At 39.5% G+C, this 21,244-nt stretch carries 22 protein-coding genes; 13 read left to right on the plus strand and 9 right to left on the minus strand.

Annotation, left to right across the window (positions count from 1 at the left end; genetic code table 11):
* Positions 1-261 precede the first annotated feature (261 nt).
* A complete protein-coding gene (locus JNUCC1_RS00350) occupies positions 262-930 on the minus strand; it encodes a YkyA family protein (RefSeq protein WP_331713537.1) in 669 nt (222 codons plus the stop codon).
* Positions 931-1,181: 251 nt separating this feature from the next.
* Between JNUCC1_RS00350 and def the strand changes: the two genes are divergently transcribed.
* The 3 genes from def (at position 1,182) to rnjA (ending at position 4,042) form a co-directional block, all read left to right on the plus strand.
* Entirely contained in the window at positions 1,182-1,733 is a 552-nt protein-coding gene (gene def, locus JNUCC1_RS00355) for a peptide deformylase (RefSeq protein ID WP_156643501.1), read from the plus strand.
* Positions 1,734-2,160: 427 nt separating this feature from the next.
* Positions 2,161-2,370, plus strand: coding sequence for a DNA-dependent RNA polymerase subunit epsilon (locus tag JNUCC1_RS00360; RefSeq protein WP_156643502.1), 210 nt, complete (start codon positions 2,161-2,163; stop codon positions 2,368-2,370).
* 4 nt (positions 2,371-2,374) lie between these two features.
* Positions 2,375-4,042 (plus strand): ribonuclease J1, encoded by a 1,668-nt coding sequence (gene rnjA, locus JNUCC1_RS00365; RefSeq protein WP_156643503.1) that lies wholly within the window; start codon positions 2,375-2,377, stop codon positions 4,040-4,042.
* Between the two features lie 41 nt (positions 4,043-4,083).
* On the opposite strand, the gene JNUCC1_RS00370 is transcribed toward rnjA, so the two are convergent.
* The 5 genes from JNUCC1_RS00370 to JNUCC1_RS00390 form a co-directional block, all read right to left on the minus strand.
* A complete protein-coding gene (locus JNUCC1_RS00370) occupies positions 4,084-4,746 on the minus strand; it encodes a potassium channel family protein (RefSeq protein ID WP_156643504.1) in 663 nt (220 codons plus the stop codon).
* A gap of 124 nt (positions 4,747-4,870) precedes the next feature.
* On the minus strand, positions 4,871-6,613 hold the full coding sequence (locus tag JNUCC1_RS00375) for an ABC transporter ATP-binding protein (protein WP_156645319.1): 1,743 nt from the start codon (positions 6,611-6,613) through the stop codon (positions 4,871-4,873).
* A gap of 114 nt (positions 6,614-6,727) precedes the next feature.
* Complete coding sequence (locus JNUCC1_RS00380) at positions 6,728-8,476, minus strand: ABC transporter ATP-binding protein (RefSeq protein ID WP_156643505.1); 1,749 nt, start codon at positions 8,474-8,476, stop codon at positions 6,728-6,730.
* Positions 8,477-8,647: 171 nt separating this feature from the next.
* The gene (locus tag JNUCC1_RS00385) at positions 8,648-9,100 is read right to left on the minus strand and encodes a redoxin domain-containing protein (RefSeq protein ID WP_156643506.1); all 453 of its coding nucleotides are present in this window, start codon (positions 9,098-9,100) and stop codon (positions 8,648-8,650) included.
* Positions 9,101-9,203: 103 nt separating this feature from the next.
* Complete coding sequence (locus JNUCC1_RS00390) at positions 9,204-9,746, minus strand: peroxiredoxin (protein WP_156643507.1); 543 nt, start codon at positions 9,744-9,746, stop codon at positions 9,204-9,206.
* A 203-nt stretch (positions 9,747-9,949) separates the two neighbouring features.
* Here JNUCC1_RS00390 and JNUCC1_RS00395 point away from each other — a divergent pair, with 203 nt between their 5' ends.
* Entirely contained in the window at positions 9,950-10,792 is an 843-nt protein-coding gene (locus tag JNUCC1_RS00395) for a mechanosensitive ion channel family protein (RefSeq protein WP_156643508.1), read from the plus strand.
* 68 nt (positions 10,793-10,860) lie between these two features.
* Here JNUCC1_RS00395 and cbpB read toward each other — a convergent pair whose 3' ends face one another.
* Positions 10,861-11,301, minus strand: coding sequence for a cyclic-di-AMP-binding protein CbpB (gene cbpB, locus JNUCC1_RS00400; protein WP_156643509.1), 441 nt, complete (start codon positions 11,299-11,301; stop codon positions 10,861-10,863).
* A 193-nt stretch (positions 11,302-11,494) separates the two neighbouring features.
* Here cbpB and JNUCC1_RS00405 point away from each other — a divergent pair, with 193 nt between their 5' ends.
* The 6 genes from JNUCC1_RS00405 (at position 11,495) to ric (ending at position 17,382) form a co-directional block, all read left to right on the plus strand.
* Positions 11,495-11,794: an ArsR/SmtB family transcription factor gene (locus tag JNUCC1_RS00405; protein WP_156643510.1), complete on the plus strand. Its 300-nt coding sequence runs from the start codon at positions 11,495-11,497 to the stop codon at positions 11,792-11,794.
* Positions 11,795-11,805: 11 nt separating this feature from the next.
* Positions 11,806-12,708, plus strand: coding sequence for a cation diffusion facilitator family transporter (locus JNUCC1_RS00410; RefSeq protein ID WP_156643511.1), 903 nt, complete (start codon positions 11,806-11,808; stop codon positions 12,706-12,708).
* Between the two features lie 147 nt (positions 12,709-12,855).
* Positions 12,856-13,707 (plus strand): metallophosphoesterase, encoded by an 852-nt coding sequence (locus JNUCC1_RS00415; protein WP_156643512.1) that lies wholly within the window; start codon positions 12,856-12,858, stop codon positions 13,705-13,707.
* A 92-nt stretch (positions 13,708-13,799) separates the two neighbouring features.
* A complete protein-coding gene (locus JNUCC1_RS00420; protein ID WP_156643513.1) occupies positions 13,800-14,276 on the plus strand; it encodes a YkyB family protein in 477 nt (158 codons plus the stop codon).
* A gap of 652 nt (positions 14,277-14,928) precedes the next feature.
* Positions 14,929-16,212 (plus strand): IS110 family transposase, encoded by a 1,284-nt coding sequence (locus tag JNUCC1_RS00425; protein ID WP_156643514.1) that lies wholly within the window; start codon positions 14,929-14,931, stop codon positions 16,210-16,212.
* Positions 16,213-16,689: 477 nt separating this feature from the next.
* On the plus strand, positions 16,690-17,382 hold the full coding sequence (ric, locus tag JNUCC1_RS00430) for an iron-sulfur cluster repair di-iron protein (protein ID WP_156643515.1): 693 nt from the start codon (positions 16,690-16,692) through the stop codon (positions 17,380-17,382).
* A 48-nt stretch (positions 17,383-17,430) separates the two neighbouring features.
* Here ric and JNUCC1_RS00435 read toward each other — a convergent pair whose 3' ends face one another.
* Both JNUCC1_RS00435 and JNUCC1_RS00440 read right to left on the minus strand, forming a co-directional pair.
* Positions 17,431-17,565 (minus strand): FbpB family small basic protein, encoded by a 135-nt coding sequence (locus JNUCC1_RS00435; protein WP_156643516.1) that lies wholly within the window; start codon positions 17,563-17,565, stop codon positions 17,431-17,433.
* A 136-nt stretch (positions 17,566-17,701) separates the two neighbouring features.
* Entirely contained in the window at positions 17,702-17,884 is a 183-nt protein-coding gene (locus JNUCC1_RS00440) for an aspartyl-phosphate phosphatase Spo0E family protein (RefSeq protein WP_156643517.1), read from the minus strand.
* 210 nt (positions 17,885-18,094) lie between these two features.
* Between JNUCC1_RS00440 and lepB the strand changes: the two genes are divergently transcribed.
* From lepB to JNUCC1_RS00455, 3 genes are all read left to right on the plus strand, one after another.
* Complete coding sequence (lepB, locus tag JNUCC1_RS00445) at positions 18,095-18,625, plus strand: signal peptidase I (RefSeq protein WP_442915406.1); 531 nt, start codon at positions 18,095-18,097, stop codon at positions 18,623-18,625.
* A 300-nt stretch (positions 18,626-18,925) separates the two neighbouring features.
* Positions 18,926-20,083 (plus strand): zinc ribbon domain-containing protein, encoded by a 1,158-nt coding sequence (locus JNUCC1_RS00450; RefSeq protein WP_156643519.1) that lies wholly within the window; start codon positions 18,926-18,928, stop codon positions 20,081-20,083.
* Positions 20,084-20,101: 18 nt separating this feature from the next.
* Positions 20,102-21,238, plus strand: coding sequence for a S1C family serine protease (locus JNUCC1_RS00455; RefSeq protein WP_156643520.1), 1,137 nt, complete (start codon positions 20,102-20,104; stop codon positions 21,236-21,238).
* Positions 21,239-21,244 lie beyond the last annotated feature (6 nt).

Genomic DNA, 21,244 nt, shown 5'->3' on the forward strand with positions numbered 1-21,244 from the left:
ATCTTAATCTAAGATGCTGAATTTGAAAGTCTGTAACACTCCGGTTAAGGGAAATGACTGGTACAATGTTTAATCCAATTTAATTCTAAACTTATTTTTATATATGGTCAATCATATTGTCTTGCTGATATTTTTATTTGTTATACGCGCTGTCGTGAAGCGCTTGCCTACTCCTTTAAACTGTTATACTTTTTATTAAAACTGTACTACTAAAGATAAAAAAGAACAGAATCACATGGTGATTCCGTTCATCAGCTTACTCTATTTTTTTTCAGAGCTTTCAACTTCGATTCCTGCCGCATCATAAAATGCTTTTTTAAGTTCATTATATTTAACAGTATGTTCATTAAACGTTTCATTGGCTTCGAGAACAGCCTGGTAGCTTTCATTTACTTTGCTGATTTGTTCGGATAACTGTTCTTGTTCAAGATCTTTATCTTTCAGCATTGTATACATCTCTTCTTCTTTGTTGAGAGAATCTGTATAAGCGTTATACAACTGGTCATACGCTTCATATCTTTCATCCATGATGGTTGTCATTTCTTTAGCTTGTTCTTTTACTTTTTCATCTTCTATATCTTTCACCAATGACTCAATTTCACTGAATTCCTTTTTAGCCTTATTAATACTTTCTTTTTCAGTATCGAGTTTCTCCCGACGCTGTTCAATAATATCAAGCGCATCATCAGCCAAAGACTTTATTTTATCGAAATCGTCCATGCCAATCTCAATAATTTCTTTGTAAATAGCTTGTTCTTGTTTTTCCAATTCTACAATTGGTTTTTGCTGAGCTTCAAAGTCTTCTTCCAGTTCAATCGTTTTTTCCAGATGGTCATAAATCTTTTCACTCGTTGATGTACCTGTACATGCGGACAGAAAACTTATAATCATCATAAATGCAGTAATCAGTATTGTTCGTTTATACGGCACGATTTCTCCTCCTTCAATTGCAACTCAAAAAATTATATCACAAAAACAGTTCAAGTAGAATTAATGATATTCAAACAAAGCCTGTTCAAATAAAATAATAACCCTGCTTGTCATATATATGTTAAGATATTAACGTAAATGAATCATTTCAGCAAACAAAAATACACCAAACGTTTCCAATAACGCTTTAGGATTAAACATTTTTAAATAACATTTATATTATTGAAAATAGAATGAGGAGTGTTTTATTCATGATTTTGATGAAAGATATTGTAAGAGAAGGGCATTCTGCGTTGCGTGAAGTGGCAAGCAGTGTCGAGCTGCCTGTTTCGGAAGAAAACCAGGCCCTTCTGGACGACATGATGACATTTTTGAAAAACAGCCAGGACGAAGAAATAGCTGAAAAATACGAACTGCGCTCAGGTGTTGGTCTTGCGGCACCACAATTGGGGATCTGCAAACGTATGATTGTTGTTCATTTTACCGATGCAAAAAATAAGCAGCACAGCTATAAATTGGTTAACCCCAAAATAACAAGTCATTCCGTTGAGCAGGCTTACCTTGCGGGTGGAGAGGGTTGTTTATCTGTCGACAGAGCTGTAGAAGGTTATGTACCCCGCTATGCACGGATAACGGTTAAAGCCTATGACGAAACTGGCAATCCGCTGAAATTGCGTTTCCGTGATTATGCTGCGATCGTCATTCAGCATGAAATTGATCATTTAGATGGCGTTATGTTTTACGATCACATCAACCTGGACAATCCTTATCAAATTCCAGAAAACGCCAAGGAAGTTGATTAATCGTTACAAATGTAGGCAATACCTGTATAAGAAAAAACGTTCAGCTAAAAATAACCATTAGACACTGCGCTCATAAGTATGAAACGAGAGGATTCATAGTCATTTTAAAACATTTTTATTTTAAATTAATCCATTTCATATTATACTGGACGTAATAGGGATTGGATCGGTCGAATACTTTTAAGCTTTTCTAAATTCATGAAGGGAGCTGCTTGTCCCATGTTAAAACGCCTAAGAGAAAAGCTAAAAAAACGTTGGAAAGATTTTTGGGGTAAAGGTCGTGTACCAACAACTTTCGAAAAAGATTCACGGTGAAACCTATACGATACCATGTGCGGTTAAATATAAACATATTTTCAGCAGACTCGTCTGCAAATAAAACCATACAATTTCAAAGAAATTTCACAAAAAAGATAGGAGAGATGAAATGATTTATAAAGTATTATATCAGGACCTTCCTGATGAAATCCCCGTTCGTGAACGGACAAAAAGTCTGTATGTAGAGGCTGAATCCGAAAGGGAAGTACGCAAAAAATTAAGCGATCGCAATTACAATATTGAATTCATCCACCCATTGGACGACACCCACTTAAAGTTCGAGCAGCAATCCCCTAATTACAAGTTGGAGAACGTTTAAGATTATGAAATTCGTAAAAAATGATCAAACAGCTGTATTTGCATTGGGTGGATTAGGTGAAATTGGCAAAAATACGTATGGTGTCCAATTTCAGGATGAGATTATTTTAATTGATGCTGGTATTAAATTCCCGGAGGATGAACTTTTGGGAATTGATTATGTTATCCCTGACTACACGTATCTTGTTCAGAATCAAGATAAAATCAAGGGTCTTTTTATAACCCATGGTCATGAGGACCACATTGGGGGAATTCCTTATTTATTGCGTGAGGTCAATATTCCGATTTATGCAGGAAAACTTGCTGTCGGATTAATTAAAAACAAACTTGAAGAGCATGGTTTATTGAGAAGCACGAAATTGTATACAATTCAAGAAGATGATGTTTATAAATTCCGCAAAACATCTGTGTCATTTTTCCGTACAACACACAGTATTCCTGATTCATTTGGTATCGTAGTTAAAACCCCTCCTGGCAATATTGTTCAGACAGGGGACTTTAAATTTGATTTTACCCCTGTTGGCGAACCTGCCAATATTGCAAGAATGGCAGAAATAGGCAAAGAAGGCGTACTTTGTTTATTATCTGATAGTACAAACAGTGAAGTTCCTGGTTTTACAATGTCAGAACGGGTTGTCGGACAGAATATTGATGATATATTCAGCAGAATTGACGGCCGTTTGATCTTTGCAACCTTTGCGTCGAACATCTATCGACTGCAGCAAGTTGTTGAAGCTGCTGTGAAACACAATCGAAAAATTGCTGTCTTTGGACGCAGTATGGATTCTTCCATTTCTATCGGACAAGAACTCGGCTATATCAAGGCACCGAAAGATACGTTTATCGATGCCAATCAAATTAACCGCCTGCCTGCAAATGAAGTAACGATTTTGTGTACAGGTTCTCAGGGTGAACCGATGGCTGCATTGTCCAGGATCGCTAATGGAACCCATCGACAGATTCAAATCATACCCGGTGACACAGTTGTCTTTTCTTCTTCCCCAATACCTGGAAACACAGTCAGTGTAAGCCGGACAATTAATAAATTGTACAGAGCTGGAGCAGACGTTATTCATGGCAAATTGAGTGATATTCACACATCTGGACACGGCAGTCAGGAAGAGCAGAAATTGATGCTGCGGTTAATGAAGCCGAAATACTTTATGCCGATCCACGGTGAATATCGTATGCTTAAAGAACATATTAACCTGGCATCGTCATGCGATATCGACCCGGACGATTGTTATGTAATGGATAACGGTGATGTGCTTGCTCTCGGTAAAGACAGTGCCATGATTGCAGGCAAAATTCCATCTGGTTCCATCTATGTAGACGGAAGCGGTATTGGTGATATCGGTAATATTGTTCTTCGTGACCGTCGCATTTTATCTGAAGAAGGCCTTGTAATTGTCGTAGTCAGCATCGATATGAAATCCTTTAAGATTGCTTCAGGTCCTGACATCATTTCACGTGGATTTGTTTATATGCGTGAATCAGAAGACCTGATCAATGAAGCTCAAAAAATGGTTTCCAAACACTTAAACAAAGTCATGGAACGCCGAACAACACAATGGTCTGAGATTAAAAATGAAATTACAGATACCATTTCCCCGTTCTTGTACAGTAAAACAAAACGCCGGCCAATGGTATTGCCGATCATTATGGAAGTGTAATACAAAAAAAGGATGGCTGCAGCCATCCTTTTTTGTATATATTAGTCTATAACCAAATGCTTTTCAAAGCGCGAAATATCCTTATCAGCACCGATTACAATCATGATATCACCTTCCCTCAATTCCTCTTCCGCTAGCGGTGATACATTGATATCCGTCCCCCGCTTGATCGCAACAACGTTACATCCATAGTTGGCACGAATATCAAGATCCACAAGGGTTTTACCAATCATATGACGGCTTGCCTTAACTTCAACAATACTGTGATCATCTGATAGTTCAAGGTAATCAAGAATGTTATTAGATATAATACTGTGAGCGATGCGTTTACCCATATCCCGTTCAGGGTGCACAACATGATCTGCACCTATTTTATTCAATATTTTTTCGTGGTAATCATTCTGGGCCTTTACCGTAATCCTGTTAATCCCTAAATCATTCAAGATAACAGTTGTTAATATGCTCGCTTGGATGTTATCCCCTATCGCTACAATCACATGATCAATATTCTTAATACCTAATTCTTTTAACGATGCCTCATCTGTTGAATCTGCCACAACAGCATATGTAGCAATATTTTTAAACTCATTTATCTTATCTTCATCATTATCTATGGCCAGAACGTCCATACCTTCTCTGCTGAGTTCACGGCATATACTTCCCCCAAAGCGTCCAAGGCCAATAACAGCAAATTCACGTTTCATACTGCTTCCTCCAAACAACATCATTTAATTTCAATTTATCATATCACACAATGTTGCAGATGAGCGAGCCTTCCCTCCTCACTTTTAAAAATCACCCCGGTTACCCGGAGGTGATTTTTAAAATTTATATGGCATCCAGCATTTCAAATTGAGACTTAACAAGACCAAAGTACTCGCCTCTTTTGGCCATCAGTTGATCATGGTTGCCATTTTCAAGCACTTTTCCATTTTCCAGGACATAGATGTTGTCTGATTCCCGAATCGTAGACAGTCTATGGGCAATCATAATCGCTGTTCGCCCATGGAGCAGACGTTTCAATGCATTCTGTATCTTGACTTCTGTTTCGGTATCGATACTTGCGGTTGCTTCATCCAGAATTAAAATACGAGGGTCGGCAAGTAAAGCACGTGCAAAAGACATTAATTGCCTTTCTCCCGCTGATAGAATACTGCCGCGCTCTTCCACCTCAGTTTCATAGCCATCAGCCAAACGCTGAATAAAGTCATCTGCTCCCACAACTTTAGATGCTCTAATAACCTCCTCGTCTGTCGCATCCGGTTTTCCAAAGCGAATATTCTCCATAATGGTTCCTGAAAAAATAAATGTATCCTGAAGAACCACACTAATGTTTTGACGTAAACTATCGAGCTGAACATCCCTTAGGTCTTGACCATCGATTTTGACTGAACCTTGTGTGGGATCGTAAAAACGGCTGATTAAATTGGCGATGGTTGATTTACCGCTTCCTGTATGGCCAACAAGGGCTACAGTATCCCCAGCTTTAATATCAAGCGAAATTTCATGGAGTGCAATTCTGTCGCTGTCATATGAAAATTGAACATGATCAAATTCAATATGGCCTTTCATATCGTCAAACACTTTAGCATTCTCTTTTTCTTCCACATTTGGCTGTTCATCAAGAAATTCGAAAATACGTTCAGATGCTGACATCGCCATTAACAATTGATTGTACATCTGTCCAAGACGTGAGATTGGCTCCCAAAACATTCCCAGAAAGAAGGCAAATGTAACAAATGTACCAATGGCAATTCCTCCATTTGTCTCTCCTTGCAATATCAAATAGGCCCCATACGAAATTAATATTACCGTACCAGCCGCGTTGCTCATTTCCACAAATGGACGGAACATGGCACTTTTCTTACTTGCCACTTGCCAGCTTTTGTATGTGTCATGGTTCACACCTTCAAAGAATTCCTCGTTTTCTTTTTCCTGGGAAAACGACTGTGTAATTCTAATGCCTTGAATACTTTCATTCAGGTGCGAATTAAGTCGTGATTGCTGAATTCGCACGTCCTGCCATGAACGACGTATGTTTTTTCTCAACTTTGTAGAGATATAAAACATGACCGGAATAATAACCATTACCGCCAGTGCGAGCTTTGGACTCAGAACAAGCAATATAATAACAATCCCGGTGAGTGTTACAACGTCCATTAGCAGGTTAATGATTCCATTCGTAAACAATTCCTGAAGTGACGTAATGTCGTTCATTATCCGTACAATAATCGATCCGGCTGAACGCTGATCAAAGAAACGATGGGACAAACGCTGAACATGGCTGAATAAATGTTTGCGAAGATCATAGATCACGTTCTGACCTAAAATGTTAACCCATTTGATCCGATATATATTTCCTACATAACTCAGTAAATACAAGATACTGATTAACAGCACCAAGTACGTTAATAAATTGGTATCTTTTTGTTTAATCGCGACATCAATCGCAACTTTACCGATAATGATCGGGACAGCTAGGCGAACGATTGTCGAAACAAGCATGGCAATAATCGCACCTGGCAGGTATGTTTTAGAATACGGTTTTAAATAAATGAGCAACCGCCACATTTGCTGCCAGTTAAATGGTTTTTCCACCGCTTGGTCCACTGTGTAATAAAATCGTTTTAGATGGCGGTTGGATTTCGGTTTATCTGTTATTCCTGACACGCTTTCTCCCCCTTTCTAGTTTGCATGTTCCATAATCGCTTCCCGGTCCTGATATTGTATATTGAATATCCGTGTGTATGGTCCACTATTTTCAATTAACTCATCGTGTGTGCCCCGCTCAACGACTTCCCCTTCATCCAGTACAAGAATTTCGTCTGCGTGTTTTAAAGAGGAAATGCGGTGTGCAATTATAAATGTTGTTCTGCCTTTCATGACTTCTTTTAATGCTTGCTGAATTTTGAATTCTGTTTCCATGTCTACGGCTGAAGTTGCATCATCTAAAACCAATATACTTGGATCTATACAAATAGCCCGCGCAATGGCAATCCGTTGTTTTTGTCCTCCAGAAAGTCCCATGCCTCGTTCCCCAAGCAAAGTGGCATACCCGTCTGGCATTTCCATAATAAAGTCATGTGCTTGGGCCCGTTTAGCCGCATCAATAATTTGTTCATCCGTTAAATCCGGATTTCCATAGGCAATGTTTTCCCTTATCGTGGTAGAAAACAGAAATGGCTCCTGTAAAACAAAGCCAATCTGACGGCGCAATGCTTTTAAATCGTAATGCTCTACGGGCTTACCATCAATAAGGATGCGTCCTTCTTCAGGCTCATAAAAGCGAGTGATTAACTGAGTGATACTCGTTTTCCCCGCACCCGTTGCTCCTATTAATCCAATCGTTTTACCAGGCGGTGCATCTAGATTGATGTCTTTTAAAGCAGAGTCATCATCTACAGTATAGGTTAAGGACACGTCTTCAAAGGTAATGTGGCCTTTAATCGGTTTTACAATAGGACTGGAAACCTCTTGAATGTTCTCTGTTGCTTCCAGAATTTCCAGCAAACGTTCACCAGATGCTTTTGACTGGGAGAACATGTTAACAATAAATCCAAGATTCATCAGTGGCCCGAGTATATACCAAACAAGACTGAAAAAGGCAACGAGTTCGCCCAATGCAAGACCACCGTTAATGACAAGGTAACCGCCAAAAGCAAGCAATGCTACAGCACAAACGTTACCGATAAACTCCATTAGCGGAAAATATTTAGACCAGATCAGTGACGTGTTAATATAATTTTGTTTATATGTTTCGTTTTTATCTGAAAACCGTCCAATTTCAAATTCTTCCCGCGCTAAGGACTTAACCGTGTTAATTCCGCTGATATTCTCTTGCACGCGTGTATTCAAGTGTCCAAATGACTTCCGGATTCGTTTAAAAGCAGGGTGAACTTGCTGGTCAAATTTATAGACCACTACAGCAAGAAATGGCATGGCTGCCATTGTTACAAGCGCAAGCGGTATTGAATAATAGAACATTACCGCAAGACTGAACAAAATAAGTGTCGCAACCCTGAGTAATTCAGCAAAGCCGACGGACAAGAAAAAACGAAATCCGTCAACATCAGCTGTTAATCTTGACATCAAATCTCCTGTTTTTGCATTGTCATAATATTTAAATGACAAAACCTGTAATTTCTCATAAAGCGCTTCTCGTAATCTGTATACAGCAGTAATTCCGAACAGATCACCGAGATATTGATGAAAATACGTTGCAAGCCCTTTGATCAGCATCAGGCCTACAAACACCAATGAAATATAGGGTATAAGTGGATACCGGTCCTTTAAAACAACTTCATCAATGGTCATTTGAATAACGATTGGATAAACAACTGTAATTGCTGTTACAAATAGCAAAAAGAACAATGATAAAAAGAACAGTTTTTTATATGGCCAATAAAATTGTTTGAGTTTCTTAAATGTATCCATTCCCCCACCTCCTCTTTGTTGTTGAATTCATAATATATAATATAACGGATTCCGAAATAAAAAGCTACAACTAATGCTTATTTTTTATAAATTTTTTAAACGACTGTTATTTTTGACTTTAAAAAAGGCTGTAATGGAGATTGTCCATTTACAGCCTGTTACTGGTGTTTATTATTTAGTTGGCTTTCCGAGTACACGATTAACACGTTTCCGGAGCATTTTCATGCCGCCTCCGCCTGCCTGAAAGTGCCTTAACTGTCCTTCTGCATCGAAGACATAATAAGCAGGAACGTACTGGTTATCATAGGCATCTGTTAGTTTATGGTCATTATCAACAAAGATAGGTTGTGTGATATCATGCTCTTTGGCAACTTCTTCAATTTGCTCCAAATCAAGATCTTTTTCAGATCTGGGCATGTGCACGGCGATGACATTCAGCTCATCTTTATATTCATCCCGAAACTCATTTACATTCGGCATAGCTTCTTTACAAAGTCCGCAGCTCACAGACCAGTAATGAATTAATGTTGGCTTACCACCGAGCAAATCATCTTTTTTAATTGGATCGCTGTTCAACCACTTTGTAGCGCCTTCTAATTCTGGCATTTGATCTCTAAGTTTCATGCTGTGTCCTCCTGTTAAACAAATGTAGTAAAATGCATAACAAATGAAAAACCGGCTTGTATCTTTAAAAACAGCCGGTCTTTCATTTTAATACAAGCCCATTTTATAGCGTTTTTTGACCGGGTTTCCAGTTAGCCGGGCACAATCCACCGGTTTGCAAAGCTTGAAGCACACGTAATGTTTCATCGACATCACGGCCAATGTTGTTATGGAATACCGTTTGGTACTGCAGTTCACCTTCCGGATTGACGATGAAAAGACCGCGCAATGCAACGCCTTCTTCTTCAATCAGAACGCCGTAGTCTTTGGCTACTGCATGGTTTGTGTCTGCAGCAAGAGGATATTGAAGTTCACCAAGGCCGTTATCTTCACGTGACGTGTTGATCCATGCTTTGTGTGTATGAATGGTGTCTGTAGATACACCGATCACTTCTGCGTCCAAGTCTTCAAACTCATCGTAGCGGTCGGACATTGCAGTGATTTCTGTCGGACATACAAAAGTAAAGTCCATTGGATAGAAGAAAAGAACTGTCCACTTGTCTTCTTTCATGTTCTCTTCCAGACTGACTTTGCCAAATTCTTTGTTCGGCATGACAGCTTCCATTTCAAAACGAGGTGCTTGTTTACCTACCATTCTTTCTGCCATATGTAATCCCTCCGAAATAATAATTGGTTTAATTAACGTTCCGATTGAAATTATAACACAGTGGATAAATTAATCAATTATAATGACTCTAAATTAGCTTTATGGCTTTATTAACCATTTTAGCCGCTTGTTTAATGGAAAGATGTTTATATTTTTGTTATTATGGTAACTCATTAAGTGAGAATAAAGAAAGGAGAAATCACATGAACATATTCGAAGACGGGCTGGCACTTAACCTGAGTGGCATGTTAAATGACATACTGCCCATCGCAGGCAAAATCTTGTTACTTATTATTGCCTATTCAATTGTTAAACCAATTGGAAATAAAATGATACGCTCAAGTATCCATAATGCGGGGCGAACACGTAAAATATCAAATGGACGTGCCAAGACACTGGAAAAATTATTAATCAACCTCTTTTCCTATGTGCTTTTATTTATTTTCATTCTGATGCTGTTTGCTACATTTAATGCGCCTATAGGGCCATTGTTAGCAAGTGCCGGCGTAATTGGGTTGGCCATTGGTTTTGGAGCTCAAGGCCTTGTAAGCGATGTGGTCACAGGCTTTTTTATTTTATTGGAGCGCCAGTTGGAAATTGATGATTATGTCACAACAGCAGGCTATGACGGCGTTGTGGAGGAGGTTGGACTTCGCACAACAAAAATCCGCAGTTTTGACGGTACGCTCAACTATGTACCTAACAGGCTCATCGAGGGTGTTGCCAATCATACTCGCGGAAATATGCGTGCACTGGTCGATATTGGGATTAGCTATGACTCCAATATGGATGAAGCCATTACTGTGCTTGAAGAAGTTTGTAGACAGTACAGAGATGATGAACGGTTCAAAGAAGGGCCTGATGTTCTCGGGGTTCAGGCAATTGACTCATCCAGTGTTGTGCTGCGTGTTCTCGGACAAACTGAAAATGGAATGCAGTGGGCTTGCGAACGGGATATGCGTAAATCCATTAAAGAGGCACTGAATGCAGCCAATATCACCATTCCATATCCACACCAGGTTTTTATTGAAGAGAGTGCAAAATAGGTTCTATATTTTATTATTAAAACCCCCTTACGGATCCGTAAGGGGGTTTATTAGAACGCATATCAGAGTTACTTGTCTTGAAAGTAATTTCTTTGGACCGCTTTTAATATAGCGCGCCTAGTCAGTATACCAATAAAATAGTCTTCTTCATCCGTAACACAAACAAAAGGATGATTGATTACCTTTTTCAGAGCACTTATAAAATGTTCGCCAGCAGATAATGTCGGTATGTCGGTATGCATCACTTCACTGACACGCATTGTTGAAAGTTTATCGACTTCAAACTGTTCCATGCCCAGTGTCTGATTTAGAATCACGGTTTTGCCGATTATGCCAACAAACTTAAAAGACGTATCCAATACTGGAACGGCAGAATAGCCTGATTTCACCAAAACGAGTAGCGCGTGTTCCAGAGGATTATTTAACTGTACATGAGCTACTTTTTCAGAAGGAATCATCATATCTTCCACAACAATATCATTCAACGTTCTATCCTGTATGACTTCCATACATATCGCTCCTTTTTTTCACTTTTCTCGAGACCTGCTTTTGCCTGGCCCAAAAGGAGTAGCCATCCTCACTTTCCATACTACCATAGTTTATGCTGCATAAACATTTTTAGCTCCTTTTATTTGACCTCATAAACCATTTTATTTAAAGTATGAACATATGCTCATATAATAATGTAAGTGAGGCGATCTTATGACATACCAGCCTTTAGATGAAGAATTGATTATGGAGGTTTCGAACATTTTCAAGGCTTTATCTGACCCGACACGAATTAGAATTCTGCATTTGTTGTATCATCGTGAATGTTCAGTCAATGAAATCGCAGAACATCTCAGTCTGCAACAATCGACTGTCTCTCATCAACTGAAATATTTAAGACAGCTAAGGCTTGTTAAATACAGACGGAAAAAAACAATGTACTACTACGAAGCAGATGATGAACATGTTCGAAATCTATTGGAACAAACGATATTACATGTCAGACATATATAGGAGGTTGTTGTATGGGGCATAATCACAGTCACGAACACCATACAGACAATAAAAAGGTATTGTTTATCAGTTTTTTAATTATTTTCGGCTTCATGATTGTCGAGGCTATTGGAGGCTTCCTTACGAACAGTCTCGCTCTATTATCCGATGCCGGCCATATGCTGAGTGATGCTGCGTCATTGGGTCTCAGTCTCATCGCATTTAAAATCGGTACAAAAAAAGCAACTGAAAGCAAGACATACGGTTACAGTCGAATGGAAATTCTAGCGGCCTTTATTAACGGAATTACATTGATTGTAATTTCAGTCTATATCTTTTACGAAGCTTATAAACGCTTTTTAGAACCACCTGAAGTCAGCGCCAGCATGATGATCATTGCAGCAATTGGGTTGGTTGTGAATATCGTTGTTGCCTGGATGCTGATGCGCGGCGATTCAAAGGAAAACCTAAATATACGAAGCGCTCTGTTGCATGTTTTTGGAGACCTCCTCGGTTCAATAGGCGCACTTGTTGCAGGTGTGTTGATTCTTCTTTTCAGCTGGAATATCGCTGATCCAATTGCAAGTGTTGTTGTTGCTATTCTTATTATCAGTTCAGGGATTCGCATTACCAGGGATGCCGCTCACGTATTAATGGAGGGAAAACCTGATAATATTAATGTGGAAGACATTCATAATGAACTTGTAGGTATTACAGAAGTTAAAGACGCACACCATCTGCATGTGTGGTCTATTACTTCCGACTTTCCGGCCCTTACCTGTCATTTGGTCGTGGATTCTGACGTTGATCGAGACAAGATACTCGTTGCCGCACAAAAGATGTTAAAGAACAAGTTTGGCATCAGTCATAGCACAATTCAGATCGAGGGAAAAAATACTGCCACAAACACAGAGGGCGAATCATGCGATGAATAAGAGGGTTTTTTAAAGCGGAGAGTACAATCGCAAGATTTGCTCTCCGCTTTATAAATTCTTTCTTTTATATGTTCATTTCTAAGTGCTATTGATGCTATAATACAGAATCAGAGGCTACTTCACTCCACTTGAAAGGATATAGCATCTATGAATAGAAGAACGTTTATAAAGCGATTAATGGGATCAGCACTTGCCGTTCTCGGAATTGGGGGCGGAACATACTATTATGCCAGAGAAATTGAGCCTGCCATGCTTCACATTCAAGAAGAAATAATACTGTCGGGAAAACTCTCCCCTGACTTTGACGGGTTTAAAATTATCCAATTTTCAGATACACATATTGGATTTCATTATAACTTAGGCGCCTTTAAAAAGTTGGTTAAAACGATCAACGACCTTTCTCCTGACTTAATTGTGTTTACAGGAGACCTTGTGGATGACCCAGATACCTATAATTGGCGGGAGCCACTGGCAGATGCTTTGCAGTCTTTGCAAGCACCATACGGGAAGTTCTGGGTGTACGGCAATCATGACCACGGAGGATACGGCACTGAAATTCTCAATGAAGTTATGACAGACTCGGGATTTGAGTTATTAAAAAATGCACATGCTAAAATAGGATCCAATGATGAATCGATTGTCTTGGCGGGTATTGATGACACAATCTTAGGCCGGCCGGATCTCGAACAGGCTCTTTCTTCTGTCAATCCGGAATTATTTACGATACTGCTCGCTCATGAACCGGATTTCGCTGATACTGGTAAACGATCTCATGCCGATGTTCAGCTTTCCGGACATAGCCATGGCGGACAAGTACGACTTCCCTTCATCGGTCATCTCTATACGCCTGCAGATGCTAAAAAGTATATTCAAGGAAAGTATGAGTTTCCTGAGCAAAGTTATACACTTTATGTCAGCAAAGGAATTGGCACTACCAGGATGCCTTACCGATTTTTATGCCGCCCGGAAATCCATGTCTATACCCTGAAGGCTGAGTAAAAATACCTTTTCAGAACAGTGCCGATTTTTCTATTGAATCTGGACAAGCTTTGAGATAGGATAATAGTAACATTATGAAAGGAGGATGATGTATGTGTAGTAGAGACCCAATTCCAATAGAAGAACTGGCCCAAGCAATCTTTACTGTAAATCGCCATGCCAAAACAGCACCTGAACCTCAACATTTATACGCCATCAAAAAAACAGCCATCGAACAATTGCTGAAGGAAGAACGCGCTGAAAAACTTGGACTTCACTTTTCCAAAAACCCCAAACTTAGCAATCAGCATTCAACGCTGTTAGTAAGAGTTGGCAGTTATTATTTTCATGTGCCGCCTGAGAGAAAGGATTTTAAAGAACTGAACCATCTTGGTCACTTGAATGAAAACTATCGCAATCCCCAAACCAAAATGTCCTTGGCCAAAGCAAAGCGTATCATTTATCGCTACATCGATTGGTCCCCTCCAAACGAAAAAAAGACAAGCAGAAAAACATATTCATCACGTTATTATACACCTTCATCTCTTGGCAAAATGCAATGGCCGCCTGTAAGGTCAACGAGGCGCTGAAACTTGTATATACTTAACACAAAAAAAAGAGCCTTAACAGCTCTTTTTTGTTTGCTTCTTATACGTCCCCATATGTTAATCACCATTATAAACAGTCCAAACCCTGCCAGCCCTTGCAGTGTATGCTTCATAAGACCATTCTCGATATCAGTGGGCAAACTCAGCTCAAAAAAACCCTTGATTGAAAGTAGGACGACCATGAGCAAAAGACTCGTAATCATGTATGTCAACGCTCCTTGTGCGCCTATTTGTATAAACCACATAACAATAGGCTGAAGCAAAAAATAAGCTGCTGCCAACCCTAGTATTACCGCACATATATAAAGATGTTCTTCTTTCATACCTAAGATCAATAATTGCCGAATATTAATGATGCTTCCGAAACTTAGCACGTTATCAGCTCTTTCAAATAAGTTCTTACTATTTTTTCCACCTTTGTCATATAGTATTCACAAAGTGATTAATTTAAACATGATAAGTGATGCGCGTCACAGTGAGACTTTGCATAAACAGGTATGATAAAGTCAAATCCATTAAGGAGCATTCCTGTAATGAAGAAATTTGAGGTTTGAACAGAAAAGAGCCCTCTTGGTATAGTACAGGGTGTCATGATCATGACCCCGAATTAAATAAATACCAAGGAGGACTCGCAATGAATTATAACCAAAATCACAAAATCGCGCAAATCACAGAATCCACATTGATCGTGGGGATTGACATCGCAAAAGACAAACACGTAGCTCGCGCACAAGATTATCGAGGTATTGAATTTGGCAAACGATTGATCTTTGAAAATCGAATACACGATTATCAAAAGCTGCTTGATTGGGTAGCTAGGCTTCAAGAGAAAAACCAAAAGACACATGTCATGTTTGGCGTTGAACCGACTGGCCACTTTTGGAAGAGTCTAGCCTACTACCTGAACGCCAAAGGTTATGACTTTGTGTTAGTTAACCCGATGCATGTTAAAAAAAGCAAAGAGCTGGACGACAATTCGCCCACAAAAAATGATACGAAAGACGCACGTGTTATTGCACAGATGGTTAAGGATGGTCGATACTCTGTACCGAACCTTCTTGACGGTGTTTATGCCGAGTTAAGGGAAGGGATTAAATTACGAGATCAACTCACCAAACAGCTGATGATTGTCGAAGGACGCATCCAAAACGCCATACAACGGTATTTTCCGGAGTTTGATGATGTGTTTAATGACTGGAATGGTAAGACAGCTATTTGTACACTGCGTGAATTCCCATTTCCATCTGATATTCAGGATATGACCCCTGAAGACGTGCTTTCAACGTGGAAAACAGTCGTTAAAAGTGGTGTGGGCATCAAACGTGCCAATCAGCTTGTCCAAGCTGCCCAGAAAAGCATTGGTGTTCAGATAGGTTTGCGCTTTGCCAGGCAGGAATTACAGACTCTGCTTGATCAATATGAATTGTACAACCAACAACTTGTGTCATTGGATAAAGAGATCGAAACACTTATAACAGATCTACCTGGAGCTAAAGAAATGATGGCTATTAAAGGCATTGGTCCCACGACAGTGGCCACGTTTTTCGCCGAGGTCGGAGACCTCTCCAACTACAGTCATCCCCAGCAAATTGTAAGTATGGCTGGTCTATCCTTAAAAGAACACAGCTCGGGTAAATTCAAAGGGCAAACACGAATAGACAAGCGTGGACGCAAGCGATTGAGAAGAGCGATCTATTTAGCTGTGCGCCCACTGGTAGCACATAATTCGACGTTCAAGACATTGCATCATTATTACACCACGCGTCCCGATCGTCCTTTGAAAAAGCAACAATCTCTGATCGCTTTGTGCGGTAAGTTGATACGTGTCTTATTCGCCATTGGCACGAAGCAGTGTGAATTTGATGGAAGTAAACTACTACAAGGACTACCTGAATTACAAACAAGTCAGGTGGCATGAATATTGATGTTAACTACTCCACGTAGATAAGTGGTTCTGAATGAGCGATTAATAAACCTTTTTAATTCATTTGGGATGTTTCAACAAATGCATCTGATGGCCTTAGGATTGAACAAACACCAATAGTGCAGAGTCGGAGCTTATTTAACCCATTCGGGCAATAGACCCAGCTAAGGAGCATTTCCGACCTCCACCTTGTGGATACGCAGGACGAAGGAATGTATGGATAATAATCCCGTGATACATGGGAGGGTGAGCGACCATAAGTTGTGTGGAGATTTTCAGCACGGTTATCACGTCTCTTGTCACCAAATGTTCACAGTTTGGGCGTTAGGATGGCATAGACTACGTCCGAAATTTCCGAAATCAACACCTGATACTCAACCCGCATTCAATATGTCAATGAAGTGTTTGAGTAATTCTAAGAAAGTAAGAGCATTTTGGAGATATTTTAATTATATAGAGGGAGGACTTAATATGACAACATTTACTGCTGAACATAAACCTGCTGATATCGTGAAGGTATTTCCAAAAGCGAGCGACCTGTTTAAAGCACATCGGATCGATTTTTGCTGTGGCGGTGATCAGCCACTGAAAAATGTTTTCACGGAAAATCATCTCGACGAGGCAGATATATTATCAAAACTAAACAACCTTTATAAAGACTGGAGTGCGGAAGGTCATGCGGTGACAGATTGGGAATCAGTTCCCTTAAATGAATTAGTGGACCACATTATTCATACACATCATGCCTATTTGAATGACGAGCTTCCTGCATTAAATCAATTCGTAAGTAAAATCTTCCGTGCGCATGGGGCAAAGCATCCTCACCTTGTTGAGTTAAACCGTTTGTTCAACGCTTTTAAACTGGAAATGGAAGAACATATGGTTAAAGAAGAAGCAGACGTCTTCCCTCTAATTAAAGAATACGAATTAAATCCAAGTGAAGCGTTGCGCACGCAAATTCATCAGGCAAATGATGAATTAGAGGCAGAACATGATGAAGCTGGAAATCTTATTAAACAGATGCGGCATATCACCCATGATTTCCAACCGCCAGAAGACGCCTGCAACAGTTACCGCATCACTTATGCCCGTCTTGCTGAACTGGAAGATCAGACCTTTACCCACGTGCATCTGGAAAATAATATTTTATTCAAAAGAATATAAAACAGACGGGGACTGCTAGAAATGAGTCCCCGTCTTATATTAATCTTTTTATTGTTCTTTCATATATTCTTCTTGTCTTTTTTCCAGGCGTATTTCCAGCTTATCAAGTTCTTTATCATCGCGCATTAAAGCATTTTTATTTTCCTCAACAAGCTCTTCAAATGTCAGATGTTTAGGATGCATTTTGTTCACTCCTTTTCTTTTGTTATCTATATGATACCCTATTATCTGCTTCCTAAATCTAAATTATGTGAAAATTATATTACGGTTTGTTTTCAATGAACACATTCCAAATAAAAAATGAGCACCAAACTTGTACTCATTGGCGCTCCATTTTTTCTTTGTGCTTTCTATTAATTTCATATTCATTCATAAGCTCGTCCAATTGCTGACTGATTTGAATGGAGTTAGGTCCTGTTAAGCCTTCATTCTCCGCTGTTTTATGCATAACCCGACGCAAATGTTCTATTTTCTCGAGCAGCCTCTGTTCTTTCATCTTCATGTAACAACTCCTTTTTGGAAGTTTGTTTAACTTTACCACGTTCTATATGACAATATCAAGTATTATCAGAACGTACGTTTGTAAAGTGGTTGAGATTTTAAAATAGACGAGTGATTAAGCAATCATTTTATGCTATTATTGAGAATGGGCGTAAAATACATTTAGAGTTTATAATGAACTTTAACATTTGGCACAGAAAGGATGTCTTTCGTGACAGAAACGAATAAAAAAAAGAAAAGCGAATGGTTGGAATGGGCTAAAGCCATTCTTATCGCCATTGTGATTGGGTTGCTATTACAGAACTTTGTCATGGCCACTTCTGTTGTGGAAGGTGAGAGCATGGACCCCACGCTTGAAGATGGGGAGCGTGTTATTTTTAATAAATTTATTTATTTAATAGACAGTCCTGAACGTGGCGATATCGTTATCATTCAACACCCATCGAAAAATTATGTTAAACGAGTTATTGGTCTTCCAGGAGAAACGATAGAAATGCAAAACCATATTCTTTATATTGACGACCAGGAAGTTGCACAAGATTTCATTGGGAACGAAGCGATCAACAGTACTGGCAATTTTGGTCCCATTCATATACCTGAAGATAGTTATTTTGTGATGGGAGATAACCGTGCAAAAAGCAGAGACAGTAGAAATGGTTTGGGGCTGATTAAAGAAGAGGACATTATAGGCCGTTCTGAATTGATATACTATCCATTTGACCAATGGGGACTCACAAGATAACATTTCAAATAAATAATGAACGGGCCGTGCCAAAGGCAGGCCCGAATTTTTTATTTTTCATTATCAAAGAGACAATAACCTACATTTAGTACAATAATGCCGAGACAAACTACACCAAAAGCAACTTCCCACATATTGTCCGTCCTCCTTTATTATAGCTGAACATAAAAACTTTCCACTCTTATCATACCAATTTTCCTTACCTAAATAAAGTAAAGTTATGTTAAAATGAATAAAGCAACAGTCGAATTTTGTCAATTACGCTTAAATACATAGCTTATAAAACGAGGAGGTTGTACAATGGGGCATTGCCCATTTTGCGGCACACCTGTTAAAGATGAAGAATCATATTGTATCAATTGCGGTAAGCCTTTGCCAGATGATATGTCTACCCGATTAAACAAACCTCTTTTAAATAAATTCTGGTATGTGCCAGTTGGGGTTTTGTTGCTGATGTCTATCATTATCGGGACATCTTATTTAATTCTGTCCCACAAAACCACAACGGCAGAAGAACTATATAACAAGGGATCTGTCCAGCTTGAAAAGGCACATTATGCTCAGGCGAAAGATCTGTTTAATGATGCAGTGGCTTACCACCCGAATTTCAGCCAGGCAAAAACCGGCTTCTCATTTGCGAAAACTGCTGAACGTACAGAACAGGACTTAGAAAAAGCTCAAAAAGCTGCACAAGAGCATGATTTTCAAAAGGCGCTTACTCTCGTGAGCAAAGCTGAAAATAACTTAAAAAACTACTCTGGCGATGCGGTCGTCAGATTAATTGATCGACTTTCTGAACAACGAGATGCAGTGAAAACGATCCAGTTAAAAGAAGATCTTAACAAGGAATCCTCAATCAGCGATTTAAAAATGCTTTTGTGGGACGCCGAAGCTATAGCAACCGAAGAAGCAACCCAAATGGCAAACACGATACGGGAACGGATTGTCGATTATACACATGCTAAAGCAAGTGAACAGATTAATAACAATCATTTTAAGGATGCTCGTATTATTGTTGAAGACGGGCTGAAGTATGCCCCCGAATCGGAAAAACTTCTCAGCTTGGAGACGACAATTGAAAATGAGCAAGAAGCATTTGAAACAATGCAGCAGGAGCGCATTGAACAGGCAATCAACACTGCTAATGAAGAACAGGAAATTAATGAAAATGATGCAATTGAGTTGGTTAAAGTCACAGCCAAAGACGATGAACAAGGCAATCTACTTGTCACAGGTGAAGTGAAAAGTGTTGCCACCATTCCGATTAATACGATTTTAATTGAGTATTCACTGTCATCTGGAGACGGGGATCCGTTTGCCACGCACCATGCCTATGTTTTTCCTGACAAGCTCTATCCTGGAGAAATAGGTCAGTTTGAATTCACACATTATGATATAAAAGATAAGGGTGAAAATGTGCAAGTACAGGTAGATACAATTAAATGGTATACAAAATAACCATTTGGAGTTGACGCTATGCTTAAAAAACATCAAGGGCCGTTCATAACCTCATTGCTTATAATTTTGGGCGGTGCGTTTACAATATATGTCATATATCAATTTTGGAACAGCCAGGAGCTCGTTGTTGACTCACCAGCAGTCAGCCTTGTCAATGAGGAAAACGCGGGCCCTGACTTAACCTCAATCGTACACGAAGCAGAAAAAAATGTTATGTTGATCGAGGGTCGCTCTGAAGATGATACAATTACAGGATCAGGGTTTTTATATAATGAATCGGGGGATATTGTAACAAATGCCCATGTTGTCAGAGATGCTGATCTCATTTATGTAAGAACAGCAAATGCAAGAATTTATCCGGGAGCTCTGGTCGGAATTAGTGATGAAACAGATATCGCTGTGATTCGAGTGCCACAGCTAGCAGGACAAGTTCATCTCGACCTCGAGGAAGAAAAAGCTGAAATCGGGGATGAGGTTATTGCTCTAGGAAGTCCTCACGGTTTCCAGAACACTGTTACATTAGGAATCATCTCAGGAACAGAGCGCAACTTTTCCGTAGATGGCTATGACTACCAGAATGTCTACCAGATTTCCGCACAAATAACACATGGCAACAGCGGTGGTCCTCTGATCAGTCGTGAATCAGGAAAGGTGATGGGTATTAACTCAGTTGGCACTGAAGACGGAACCTTGGGGTTCAGTATCCCGATCGACGATGTGCTCCCACAATTGAAGCAGTGGTCAAATGAGGCAAAAAATGATCAGCTGGATTTCGCCAGTACAGATGACCTTTTACAAAAAGCAGACCCTGAACAGCTTATTACAGACACAGAATATTTACTGGATTACTTTTTTGACAGTTTGAGGATGCGCGATTACGTTGGGGCGTATACCATTCTGGGAAGTGATATTCAGAAAGAGACTTCGTACCCTGATTTTCGACAAGATTACATGCAGGCAGCTGAAATCTCGATCACCAACAAGCACTTTGAAGTGATTGGGAACAACAAGGTGAAGGCAAAAGCTGATGTTGATATTTCGAATAAACTGCCCAAAGAAGATGAATTGACAACGAATCGCTTCACATATGAGTTTGTTATAGGTTATGAGAATGAGCAATTGAAAATCCTGAAATTAAACAGAGAATCAAAATAACAAAAG

The organism is Lentibacillus sp. JNUCC-1, from assembly GCF_009741735.1.
Lineage (GTDB): Bacteria > Bacillota > Bacilli > Bacillales > Amphibacillaceae > Lentibacillus_B.